The organism is Trichlorobacter thiogenes, from assembly GCF_900167465.1.
GTDB classification, from domain to species: Bacteria; Desulfobacterota; Desulfuromonadia; order Geobacterales; family Pseudopelobacteraceae; genus Trichlorobacter; species Trichlorobacter thiogenes.
In genome coordinates this window covers 175,889-188,194 of the sequence record NZ_FUWR01000003.1, presented here as the reverse complement: position 1 = coordinate 188,194, position 12,306 = coordinate 175,889, and the positions used below count along the sequence as shown (strand labels likewise).

At 54.5% G+C, this 12,306-nt stretch carries 10 protein-coding genes; 3 read left to right on the top strand and 7 right to left on the bottom strand.

Annotation, left to right across the window (positions count from 1 at the left end):
- Positions 1–5: 5 nt before the first annotated feature.
- Positions 6–1,138 (bottom strand): IS3 family transposase gene (locus B5D39_RS05075; protein WP_425274625.1). Its coding sequence is split into 2 segments (ribosomal slippage): positions 6–886 and positions 886–1,138, totalling 1,134 coding nucleotides; the frame shifts between segments, so codons are not numbered across the junction.
- A 46-nt stretch (positions 1,139–1,184) separates the two neighbouring features.
- Here B5D39_RS05075 and B5D39_RS05070 point away from each other — a divergent pair.
- Both B5D39_RS05070 and B5D39_RS05065 read left to right on the top strand, forming a co-directional pair.
- Positions 1,185–1,355 carry a GxxExxY protein gene (locus tag B5D39_RS05070; protein ID WP_078789315.1) on the top strand — a complete coding sequence of 57 codons (171 nt, stop codon included), beginning with the start codon at positions 1,185–1,187 and terminating at the stop codon, positions 1,353–1,355.
- Positions 1,356–1,406: 51 nt separating this feature from the next.
- Complete coding sequence (locus tag B5D39_RS05065) at positions 1,407–2,249, top strand: FAD/NAD(P)-binding protein (RefSeq protein ID WP_078789314.1); 843 nt, start codon at positions 1,407–1,409, stop codon at positions 2,247–2,249.
- 12 nt (positions 2,250–2,261) lie between these two features.
- Here the strand turns inward: B5D39_RS05065 and B5D39_RS05060 are convergent, their stop codons facing one another.
- The 5 genes from B5D39_RS05060 to B5D39_RS05040 all read right to left on the bottom strand — a co-directional run bounded on the left by B5D39_RS05060 (position 2,262) and on the right by B5D39_RS05040 (position 9,989).
- A complete protein-coding gene (locus B5D39_RS05060; RefSeq protein ID WP_078789313.1) occupies positions 2,262–3,287 on the bottom strand; it encodes an HD-GYP domain-containing protein in 1,026 nt (341 codons plus the stop codon).
- Positions 3,288–3,322: 35 nt separating this feature from the next.
- Positions 3,323–3,703, bottom strand: a complete 381-nt coding sequence (locus B5D39_RS05055; RefSeq protein ID WP_078789312.1) for a response regulator — start codon at positions 3,701–3,703, stop codon at positions 3,323–3,325.
- A gap of 75 nt (positions 3,704–3,778) precedes the next feature.
- A complete protein-coding gene (locus tag B5D39_RS05050) occupies positions 3,779–8,191 on the bottom strand; it encodes an efflux RND transporter permease subunit (RefSeq protein ID WP_078789311.1) in 4,413 nt (1,470 codons plus the stop codon).
- Between the two features lie 25 nt (positions 8,192–8,216).
- A complete protein-coding gene (locus B5D39_RS05045; protein ID WP_078789310.1) occupies positions 8,217–9,329 on the bottom strand; it encodes an efflux RND transporter periplasmic adaptor subunit in 1,113 nt (370 codons plus the stop codon).
- A gap of 30 nt (positions 9,330–9,359) precedes the next feature.
- Positions 9,360–9,989 (bottom strand): FMN-dependent NADH-azoreductase, encoded by a 630-nt coding sequence (locus B5D39_RS05040; RefSeq protein ID WP_078789309.1) that lies wholly within the window; start codon positions 9,987–9,989, stop codon positions 9,360–9,362.
- Positions 9,990–10,240: 251 nt separating this feature from the next.
- Between B5D39_RS05040 and B5D39_RS05035 the strand changes: the two genes are divergently transcribed.
- Positions 10,241–11,773 (top strand): sigma 54-interacting transcriptional regulator, encoded by a 1,533-nt coding sequence (locus B5D39_RS05035; protein WP_078789308.1) that lies wholly within the window; start codon positions 10,241–10,243, stop codon positions 11,771–11,773.
- A 43-nt stretch (positions 11,774–11,816) separates the two neighbouring features.
- On the opposite strand, the gene B5D39_RS05030 is transcribed toward B5D39_RS05035, so the two are convergent.
- Positions 11,817–12,305: a thioredoxin fold domain-containing protein gene (locus B5D39_RS05030; protein WP_078789307.1), complete on the bottom strand. Its 489-nt coding sequence runs from the start codon at positions 12,303–12,305 to the stop codon at positions 11,817–11,819.
- Between the last annotated feature and the right edge of the window lies 1 nt (position 12,306).

Sequence of the window (12,306 nt, the reverse complement as noted above, 5' to 3'; positions counted from 1 at the left end):
TGACGTTACCCCATTGACTGAACCAGTTTTAGCTTAGTGTTTTCGGCCTTTTGGTTCTGATTATGTTTTGCAACAAATTCTTCTGGCGTCATTTTGTTTAACGACTTGTGTGGTCTTTCAGAATTGTAGTCCAGCCGCCAGTTCTCGATTATCTGTCGTGCGCTGTTCAGGCTGACGAAAACATTGTCATTGAGGCATTCGTCCCTGAACTTTCCATTGAAGCTTTCGATGTATGCGTTTTGAACCGGTTTCCCCGGTTGAATAAATCTGAGCCTGACGTTGTTTTCAAAGGCCCACAAATCCAGTGCCTTGCTGATGAACTCCGGCCCATTATCAACGGTGATGACTTCCGGCAGACCTCTGGTCAAGGCCATGCGTTCAAGGATTCTGGAAACCCGCTGGCCGGTCAGCGAGTGGTCTGCTTCAAGCACAGGACATTCACGGCTGAAGTTGTCTACCACGGTCAGAACCCGGAAACGTCTGCCGTTGTAGAGGCTGTCAGATACAAAGTCCATGGACCAATGCTGGTTGATCCGTTCTGGTTTGTCCAAGACCACACGGAGATGGCTGATACGCTTCCTGCGCTTCTTTAGTCTGAGTGAGAGGCCTTCCTCGCGATAGAGCCGTTCTGTGCGCTTGTGGTTAATCAGGTGCCCTTCCCGACGCAGCAGGGTATGCAGACGGGGAGCGCCAAACTTGCGACGTTGTTCAGCAAGCTCACGCAGGCGTGATCTGATGGCCTCATCGTTCTTTGGCTTCGCCTGGTACCGATGACTGCTCCGGCACAGCCCGACTATTACACAGGCCCGTCGTTCACTGAGCTGGTGGATCTCCATGAGAAAGACCACCACCTTTCGCCGGGCGGCAGGCGTTACCACTTTTTTGAAAGAACGTCCTTGATGGCTTTATTCTCAAGCATGCTGTCAGCAAGCATCTGCTTGAGTTTCCGGTTCTCGTCTTCAAGCTGTTTCAGGCGTTTGGCGTCAGAGACTTCCATGCCACCAAATTTGCTGCGCCAGTTGTAGAAGGTTACATCACTGATACCGTGCATCCGGCAAAGGTCAGCCACCTTCATACCGGCCTGGGCCTGTTTCAGGATGCCGATAATTTGCTCTTCTGTAAAACGCTTCGTTTTCATGTCTAGTCTCCTCTGGGAGTTCTAGACCGAAATCGCTAAGCTGGCAATGGATCAGTTACAGGGGGTAACGTCAGTTGAACTCAAAGCATTGCAAAAATTAACCGGCCATGAGGAATCTCAAGTCATCAACTATCTTAAGGCAACTGGAATGAGAGTCGCTCTACTCATAAATTTTGGTAGCCTGGGAAAGCTCGAATGGAAACGACTGGTTTTATAGTTTTTCCTTCGTGTATCTTCGTGTCCTTCGTGGATAAAAAGGTTTTGCTCTATGTGTGATAACAAAAACATCTACCTCCCCTATCTGGCCACCGTTGAAGAGGTGATTGACGAGACCCCTGATGTCCGTACCCTGCGGCTGGTGTTTCAGGATGAAAAGGTGCGGGACAGCTTCAGCTTTCGGGCTGGTCAGTTTGCCGAGTACTCTGCCTTTGGGGCCGGTGAATCCACCTTCTGTATCGCCTCTTCCCCAACCCGTAAGGGGTATATTGAGTGCTGCTTCCGGGCAGTTGGTCGGGTAACTGAATCGCTGCGCCGTCTTGAGGTTGGCGATACCATGGGGGTGCGTGGTCCCTACGGTAACTCCTTCCCGATTGAACAGTTCTTTGGCAAGAACCTGCTGTTTGTGACCGGCGGTATTGCACTGCCACCGCTGAGGACCTTGATCTGGAACTGTCTGGACCTGCGGGATAAGTTTGGTGATATCACCATTGTCTATGGTGCCCGTACTGAGGCGGATCTGGTCTATAAGCGGGAACTGAAAGAATGGGAAGAACGTAGCGACGTAAAACTTGTCAAAACGGTTGACCCAGGTGGTAATGGACCGGAGTGGGATGGCAAGGTGGGGTTTGTGCCGACGGTGCTGGATGAACTGGCGCCAGCAGCAGACAACTGCATCTCCCTGGTCTGCGGCCCGCCGATCATGATCAAGTTCACCCTGCCGGTGCTGGAAAAACTGGGCTTTGGTGATGAGGCGATCTACACCACCCTGGAAAACCGGATGAAGTGCGGCCTGGGCAAGTGTGGGCGCTGTAATGTGGGTAATGTCTATGTCTGCAAGGATGGGCCGGTGTTTACCGCAAAGCAGGTTAAGGCAATGCCGCTGGAGTATTAGCTCTGTTCATAATTATGCTTCTAACAAAATGTATCCGTTACAGAATAATGCCAAGCAGGCATCAACCACATTGGCGTCATATATGTCTCCCCGCCCCTCGTTAATCTCATCTAAAGCCGCTTCTATCCCCTTACTGGGGCGGTACGGGCGGTGGGACGAGATGGCTTCAACCACATCGGCAACCCCAATAATACGCGCCTCCATAAGGATGTTGTCACCAGTCAGGCCGTACGGATAGCCGCTGCCGTCCAGTCGTTCATGATGCTGCTGAACGATGCTGGCAATGGGCCAGGGGAATTCTACTTCTCCAAGGATATCGAAACCGGCCTGAGGATGTGTCTTGATGAGCGCAAACTCCGGCCCCGACAACTGACCGGGCTTGGCCAATATCTCGGCAGGGACGTACAGCTTTCCGATGTCATGGATCGTGGCCGCCATCCTGAGCCCTTTCAGGCGGTCATCGTCAAAACCTCCCATTTCTTCGGCAATGGCACAGGCAAGCTGGGCTACCCGCTGTTGATGCCCCGCCGTGTAAGGATCTCTCTTGCCAATCGCTGTTGCCAGGGCAGTTACGGTTTCGTCAACAACCCGGCTCATTTTTTCAAGACTGTTTCTCAGCGCCATCTCCATGTTTATCTTTTCTGTTACGTCATAGATAACGGCGATAGCGGCGATGATACGGTCATCATCGAACACCGGAGCGGAAGAATAGCTGATAATGATCATCCGTCCGTCTTTTCTGGTGATAGTGATGGGAAGTGAATGAATAACTTCACTGTTTAGAATCCGTTTATGCACTTCTTCCAACTCATAGACCAGCCAGGCGTCGACAAGCAGCCGGAAATCCTGTCCCAAGACCTCCTGTTCGCTCCACCCGGTAATTTCTTCGGCAGCTAGGTTCCACAGCAGAATCAAGCCTTGAGGATCAATAGCAATCATCCCCAGGGGCGATGACTTTACCAGCTTTAGCAAGTTGCGCTGATTGACGCCGAGTGTCGCTTCTGTCTCTACGGGATTGATAGTGTTCTTGACTGCCATGGCTGATCCTTTTTGTAGTGTTTGGTCATGCGTTCTTACGCTTTGTCCTGGCTTGGTGAAAGTGCAGACCTGATCGCTTCTATAAAGTTGTCTACATCCAGGGGTTTAGAAAAGACATTAGAAATGCCTGCGTTGGCGGCTCCATCAATAATATCTGTGAGCATACTGGCCGTTATCAGAAATACGGGCATGTCCGGATATTGTTTGCGTGCGCAGGAAGCCAGTTCCAGACCATTCATTCCCGGCATGTCAAAGTCGGTGATCAATAAACCGACGCTCTCATCCTCCAATAGTTCCAGGGCGCTGGAGCCATGCGAGGCTACAGCCACGTCAAATCTTTTAAGCCTGAGAACCGAGCTGAGAAGATGAAGGTAACAGGCGTCATCATCAACAAGCAGAATGTCTCGTTTTTGCATCCCTAAGTCCTTTGGGGCTGTCGGCCATGTCCGGTTTTGCCGTAAATGGTCGGTAGCGCTTGCACTATCTCCTGTCTACCGGTTTGATGCCAGCGTCCCGGTGATCCGCTCCAGTTCGTTCTGTGCCAGCCGGTATTGCAGCGAGGTTTGCAACTCGTCCATCTCTGCTTTTTTCAATGCTGCAATGCTCTCGGCGTGCTTTGCCGCTGTCACGGTGCCGGCCTTGACCCCATTTTCGCTGAGCCGTACGTTTTCCCTGCGCAGGGCCAATGCCTCACGGGCGACCTCCACCATCTGCCTCGAACGCTCCAGGGTACGGTATGTCTTGTCGATCTCAATCATGACCCGTTTGTCCAGACGTGCCAGGTTTTCTTCAGACTGCGCCCGCTGGGCGACCCGCTGGCCGATATCCCCTTTTCGTTTCCCCCAGTCAAAGATGTTCCAGGTCAGCTCTGCCCCGAAGATGCCGACGTTCTTTTCAGTAAACGGCGCGCCATCCTGATAGCCGTGCTTGGCATAGATGGTCAGGTCCGGGATATATTCGTACTTTGCGGCACGTACTGCGTGGCGTGACTTCTCCAGGGTTTCGCGAGCAACAAGCAGCTCAGCGTTGCGTATCCTGGCCTCTTCATAGGACTGCTCTTTTTCAGGTCTCATCAATACCGGCAGACCTGTCTCGGTCACTTCCAGGATGGCATTGCTCGGCAGTCCCAACAGGTCATTCAACTCCGAGGTGACATCTGCAATGCGATTTTCAGCTGCAATAAGCGCCTGCCTGCCCTGAAGCAGGTTGGCCTTGGCACCGGTTACGGCCACATAGAGCTGGTTCCCGGCCTTTACCGCATCCTCGGCCTCGCGCAGGTTTTCCTGTGCCGCAGTCACTGATGCCTGGGCGGCATCTCTCTCCTTGCTGGCCACCAGCAGGCTGTAATAGAGCTGGTGTGCCGTAAGGACGATCTCGTTTTCAGACTTGGTCAGTTCTGCCTTTGCAATACGATGATCTGTACGGGCAATCTGATGAGTCTCATGGATTTTGAGCAGTTGCGTGACCGGTTGAGCCAGGGTTGTTTCGCTGTAGAATATGTCAGAACGGCTCTGGCTTAACTTTACGTCGTTGTTGGGGAATGGCCCGCCGCCGACATTTCCCAGGCTGCCTGCCGGTACGGTGACCTGCTGTTTTTCGGACAAGGTCATATATTTGGTGTTGTTGGAAAGCAGCGGGAAGTACTGAGCCCGGGCCGACACGATCTTCTGATCCCCTTCTGTTACCTTTGCCCGGCCGATTTTGAGCACGCTGTTCTGCTGTAAGGCCAGTTCAACCGCCTGGGTCAGGGTCAGGGTATGTTTCACCGGTTCAGCAGAGGCCTCGTGCCCATTGGCAAGGAGCAGGGCGCAGATTGCTACGGTTGCAGCTACCGCCCCCGGTTTCAGGGCACGGGACTTGACCGCCACAAAGATGACCGGCACCACCAGCAGGGTGAAGAACATGGAGAAGATCAGGCCAAAGGCGATTACGCTGGCCAACGGAGCCCAAAGACTGGAGCCTGAGATGATCATTGGCGTGACCCCCACGGCAGCGGCCATGGTGGTCAGGAAGATCGGGCGCAGTCGCCGTGACCCGGCCTCCTGTGCTGCCTGTACCAGCGTTGCACCTTCGGCGACCCGTTCGTTGCAGTAATCCACCAGGATGATACCGTTTCTCACCACGATCCCGCACAGGCTGATCAGCCCCATGAAGGCGGTGAAACCGAAGGGGTTGTGGGTTATGACGAGCCCGAAGATCGCCCCGAACAGGGTCAATGGGATCGACGCCATCACGATAAGAGGGTCGGCGATATTTCTGAACTGCACCAGCAGCACCAGGAAGATCGCCACCAGGCTGATCCCAAGGGCAGCCAGCATCTGCGGGAAGGTCTCGTTCTGGTTTTCCATTTCTCCGCCGAAATCTATCCGGTAGCCGGCTGGCAGTTGCAGCGCTTTGATCTTTGGCATGGCCTCCTCCAGGAGTTTTGATGCGTACTGTTCTGATTTCGTGAACCCACGGATTGTCAGGGTGCGCACCCCGTTTCTGCGTACAATCCGGCTGGTCTGCCATTCCGGCGACAGGGTGGAAACAGCGCGGAGCGGCACCCTGGCGCGGGTCAGGTCGGAATTGAGATAGGTGTTGCTGATGTCGGCAACATTCGAGCGGTAGGCCTGGTCAAGCCGCAGCCTGATGGTGACCGGACGGTCCCCCTCCCAGAAGGTGCTGACGGCAGCGCCGTCAAAGGCCCCGGACAGGGTCTGCGCCACCGACGCGTCAGATATTCCCAAGCGGTTTGCCAGTTCGTTATTGACCTTCACGTCCAGCATGTAGGAGTCGTTAAAGTAATCACGGTAGACATACTGGGATGCCGGAATAGCCTCCAGGATTCCCTGGACTTTTTCACCCAGTCGCTTCAGTTCGCTGATGTCGTCACCGGAGATACGCACCTCGATGGGGGCCTCCATCTGTGCCCCCTGCTGCAGTTCCTTCACGATCACCGTTGCCTCAGGCGCCACCTTTGACAGAGCTGGGCGCAGTTCCTTCACCAGTCTGGTGGTATCCTTCACCGAAGCGGTGTTGACAATGAACTGGCCATAGGCACCGTCCGGCTGCTGCGGGTTGACGTTGTAGTAGAAACGCGGGGCGCTCTGGCCAACAAAGCTGGCGTAGTGCTCAACCCCTTTGCTGGCCCCCAGGCTTTTTTCGATCCGCTTCATGACCGCATCGGTGGCCTCGATCCGTGTCCCCTGAGGCATCCAGAGATCGACCACAAACTGGTTGCGCTCAGCCGAAGGGAAGAACTGCTGCGGCACCATCGCAAAGAGCGCAACGCCGAAGGCAAAGGCACAGCCGCCCAGGGTGTAGGCCAGCCACCTTTTCTTCATGAAAAGGGCGATCAGAACGCCATACTTGTCCTGGAGCCGATCCAGCAGGGTCTTTTTCTCCGTGTTGTGCTGCTCTGCGGCGTCATGGTCGTGCAGGCCTTTTTTGATGAAGAATCTGCAGAGCAAGGGGGTCAGGAAGACCGCCACGATAAAGGAAACCGCCAGGGCGATCGCCACCGTGATCGGCAGCGCCATGATGAATTCACCCACTGATCCGGTCAGGATCAAAAGCGGCAGGAACGAGGCAATGATGGTGATGGTTGCGGTCAGGACCGGGACCAGGACATCGCTGGCACACCGCCAGGCAGCCTCGGCCTTGGGTACCTTGTGGTCCAGCAGCTCCACGTAGTTGTCGGCAATCACGATGGCGTCATCCACCACGATCCCCAGCACCATGATCAGCCCTGCGATGGAGACCTGGTGCAGGGCGATACCAAAGGCGTTCATCACACCTAGGGTGCCGCAGAGGGTCACCGGTATGGCCAGGGCGGCAATCAAGGCAACCCGCAGCGGCAGCAGCACGATGGTGACGATCACCACCGAGATAATTGCCAGCAGGAATTCATGACTGAGCTGGGCGGTCCGCTCCTTGACCACCTCCGGCTGGTTGGCCACCAGATCCAGCTGCACATCAGGGGGCAGGATGAGCTTGAGGCGCTTGAATACCGCGTCCAGCCGTTCGCCCAGTTCCACGATATTCTTGCCCTTCTGCATATCCACCGACAACAGCAGGCACGGCTCGCCGTCGTAGCGCACCATAAAGGTAGGGTCCTGATAGCGGCGTGCGACCGTGGCAAAATCCTTGATGTAGGTCGGATGACCTTGCTTTGAAACATCGACCAGCACGTTGCGGATCTCATTTTCAGTGTTGAATAACCCGGTAGTCCGCATTGGGATCTTTGCCTGGTCAGCCTCAAAATGTCCGGCGCTCTCAATCACGTTACGCTGTTGCAGGGCATTCACCACCTGACGCGGATCGGCAAAGTACTGTGTCATCCGCTCCAGGCTGCCGGTGATCCAGACCTCCTCATTCTGGTTGCCGTAGGTGACCAGTTTTGCCACCTCGCGGACGGTGCGCATCTCGTCGTGGATCTTGTCGGCATAATCTCGCAGTTCGCGATAGCCGTAGCGCTTGCCGTGGATGGCAACCAGCATGGCAACGGTGTCACCGAAATCGGAGTCAACCACCGGCCCCATCACGCCGCTAGGGAGCTCGCTGCTGCGCACCAGATTCATCTCATGGCGCAGCTTTGCCCAGAACTGGTCGGAATTTTTGACGTTGTCTTCCAGCTCCACATTGATCACCACCACACCGGGACGGCTGGTGGAATAGGTCTTTTCCTTGCGCACCTCGGGAAACTTGAAGATATGTTTTTCCAGGGTCTTGGTGACCTGCTTTTCCATCTGCTCAGAGGTGGCGCCGGGATACATGGCGGCCACGATCCCGGTTCTGATGGTGATGGTCGGGTCTTCGGTGCGCTGCATCTTCAGGAAGGCATGGATGCCGATGAAGACCACCATTGCCGTCAAGATCAGGGTGACCGGGGGGTAGCGAAGTGAAAATTGTATCGGTTTCATACGATTATCCTCTCTTGGGTACTGGTTACTTCCGGGCTGACGGTTCGGTTGCCGCTACGAGCTGTCCGTTTTTCAGTTTGGTCTGACCTGCCAGAACAATCAGTTCATCCCCGGAGAGACCGCTTTTAATCTGCACATCCTTATTGACAGCCGCCCCGATCTCTACCCGCTTGGCATAGACACGCTTTTGATCCGGGTAGTAGACAAAGACCTGGGGCGCACCCTGCGGATCCCGTACCACGGCATCGCCGGGCAGGGTTGCCATAGCAATGGTCCGGTCACCGCTGATGGTTGCCTCTGCCACCATACCCACCCGTAACAGACGCTCCGGATTCGGTACGCTGATTCTGGTCATGTAGGTCCGGGTCGTTGGGTCTGCCGATACATTGATGATCCGTACCGTACCGCTGAAGGTCTTGCCCGGCAGGGCAGGTACGGTAATGCTTGTCTTCTGACCAACCCGTACCAGGCGCACGTCTGTTTCCGGTACACCGACATTCACCTCCAGCGGATCCATCTGGACAATCTCGAAGACAGGTTGTCCCGGAGCAGCAATGGCCCCGGGCTCTATTGAACGTTTTGAGATATAGCCGCTGATGGGGGCATGCAGGGTTGCATCGCTGAGACGCTTGCCGACTAATCTTTCCGATGCCAGCGCCTGTTCATACTGCTGTCTGGCAGCATCATAGGTTGCCTTGTATTTTAGAAAGTCGTTAATCGCCATGCTGTTTGAAGAATAGAGCATCTTCATACGCCGGAATTCATCTTCTGCCCGTTCAAAGCTGATGCGGGCCTGGTCGGCTTGTGCCCTGGCCGCTGCCAGCGGCAGCTGGTAATCGATCGAATCAATGGAGGCAAGTACCTGACCCTTTTTTACGAAATCACCTTCCCGCGGTCCAACCGATATCACCTTGCCGGACACTAGAAAGCCTGCCTGTGCCGGTGCATTGGGGGTGGCTATGCTGCCGCTTGCAGCAATGCTCTCACGTTCCTGAATCTTCTGGATCTTTCCTACGGTCACAGGGACTGCCTCGCTCTGTGCCTCAGGCTTCTTGTGCTCGCCGTTGCAGGCGGTCAGCGAGATTCCCAACAACGACAGGCAGATGGCCTTTACTATGGTTATGCGGTCGGTTTTCATGGGTGCTGCTCCTTTCTTGAATGCTTCGTTTTAGAAGCGGTGTGCTATTTTCAGAACCCGGTGCCGGGCTGTCTCGTATGCTTCATCGGTTCCTTGCTGGAGCATGTCGCCCTCAAGGAGTACGGTCTGCTGGTCGATCACGCCGAAAAAATTGAGCATGGAGCGCAGGTAAGGAACGCTCTGGTGCGGTTCGTGTCCAAAGCTGAAGGGCTGGTCAGCATGCAGGTGCAGAGATTTCCGGTGACGGTCGGGTACCGTCTTTTCAGCCCCGTGGGGCGTCAGACAATAGGTGCGACCCAGCACGCAGATGGTGTCGATGTACATCTTGAATTCAGCCGGGAACCAGAGGTTGAGGCTGTGGGTGACAAAGATAAGCTTGTCGCACCTGGCGAACTGCTCTGCAAGACGCCAGATCCGGCTCATCTTGCGTCGTTCTTCGTCTGAAAAAGGCACGTACGCTTCCCCGTGCTCAGTCCGTTCCCAGGCATTGAGCAGATCCTGATCCACCCGCTGAATGCTGTCGCGATACAGGTCGATGATCTCAATCTCGTCCTGCGGGTTCCAACGCTGATATTCTTTCAGGAATTCATTGCCCAGTGTCAGGGTCCGGGATTGTTCCAGCGGTCTGACATTGCAGGTCACATACAGCAGGTTGGACATGGTCGGCTCCTTTGTATTGCATTTCGTACTGTCCTTTTGCGACAAACGTGCCAAGAGATATTGTTAATTATATCAGTATGTTGATTAGGTTGTTGGTGGGTGCGGCACGAAATATCGTATATAATTGTTACTAATAATCGTGATTTGCAGTGCTGTACGAAATATGGTAGTTGTGTGTAGAGCGGTTAAGGTGGAAGAAGGGATGGATCAAGCAGGAAGTACGCTGACAGATCTGTCCAAAGGGTGAAGATATGGATACGAACGATATATTCCTGAGAGAGATAACCCTCAGAAGCTGCAGCAGTCTGGATATCAAAGAGTCGTTGCGCAGTACGTTTACCTATCTGAAGGATCAGATTGCGCTCAGCTCACTGACCCTCTTTATCATCGACGAACGGCTGGGGGCGATTCGGCGGATTGCCCAGGCTGTTGGAGATGGCGGCGTACTGCCTGATGAGATTATCCCGTTGCCTGAAGGGATGCTGGAGAAGATTGCAGCCCGGAATTTTTCCAGGCCATTCATTGTTGATGCAGAGGACGAGATTTTTCGCCGCCTTGCGCCGTTTACAAGGCTTGAAGGACTCTCTGATCTGATCGTGCCGTTACGCATTGAGGAGAGGTTACTTGGCGGACTGGCTTTGCGTGCAGAGGGAAAGGGACGCTACAGTGAGAAACAGGCAGAATTTCTGGGGTGCATTGCAAAGCCGTTTGCCATTGCCCTTGCCAATGCCCTTGCCCATGAAGAGGTGCTGCACTACCAGAGTGTCCTGCTGGATGACAAGCGTTTCCTGAATCGTGAACTGCTGGGAGACGCAGACGAGATCATCGGCGCTAATACCGGGCTGCGCAATGTGATGGAGATGGTGCGTCAGGTGGCTCCTCTTAACAATACCGTATTGCTGTTGGGCGAAACCGGAACCGGCAAAGAGATGATCGCCAATACGATCCATTTTTCTTCACAGCGCAAGGACGGTCCGTTTGTTAAGGTAAACTGCGGCGCCCTGCCGGAGAGCCTGATCGACAGTGAGCTGTTTGGCCATGAGCGGGGGGCGTTCACTGGCGCAATTGCAGAGAACAGGGGGCGCTTCGAGCGGGCTGACAAGGGGACCATTTTTTTGGACGAGATTGGTGAACTTCCGCCAGCAGCCCAGGTACGGCTCCTGCGGGTGTTGCAGCACCACGAAGTGGAGAAGATTGGAGGGAAGCGCCCGATACCGGTCAATGTACGGGTGATCGCTGCAACCCACCGCAACCTGCAGAGTATGATTACGGAAGGCAGTTTCCGTGAGGATCTCTGGTACCGGCTGAGCGGGTTTCCCATCATCGTGCCGCCGGTACGGCAGCGCAAGGAGGATATTCCTGCCTTGACCCGGCATTTTCTGGCCGAAAAGAGCAGGGAACTGGGCATGGCAGCCCCGCCTTCCATAGCCCCTGGTGCGCTTCTGCGCCTTGTGGAATATGACTGGCCAGGTAATGTGCGTGAGTTGGAGAATGTGGTGGAACGTGAGTTGATCCGTTATCGTGGCGGGGCATTAACCTTTGATGCAGTTCAGCCGGACAATGATAGTTCAAACAGATCACAGAGCTCTGTTGAGGGTCAGCTGAGCTATCCACTCAATCTGGATGAGGCAATGGCAGTGCATATCAAAGAAGTGTTGGTGTTGACGAAGGGCAAGATTCACGGCTCGGGCGGAGCGGCTGAACTGCTGGGAGTGAACCCGACCACCCTGCGCTCACGACTGGATAAGCTTGGTATCAGCTACCGTCGCAGGGAACTGAAGTAACGGGATTGAAAGCCTGCAATGTTATATACCTTGCAAGCCCAGATTATTTCCCCAGCAGTTCTTCAATCTTCGGCAGATCAAACCCCTCAATAATTCTTCCCATAATCATAAAGGTCGGTGTTGAATCAATGCCAGCCTTTTTGGCAATGGTTTGCTGTTCTTCCTGTAGTTTTACCCCTGCTGCGGTAACCGGCAGGTTTTTGGCATCCATCCGGTCAGCCATGCCGGACATAACCTCATGATACAAGCGGGCTTTGTCTGGGCTGGAAAGAATATACTGCACCTTGGGCCGTGCATTTGGGTGCATTGCCAGCGGGTTGAAAAAAACATAGCGGGTAACGTCACGGCGGTTGTGGAAATAGGCCGATGCCTTGCGGCAGAAGGGACAGTCAGGGTCGGTGAATTCGATCACCTTTTTGGGGCCGTTGCCGATCACCAGTGCTTTGCTCAAATCTATCGTCGAAGCAGAGGCGGTCCCGGAAACAAGCAGGCCTGCCAGCAGGATCAGGGTGCAGAAGAGTCGTTGAATCATG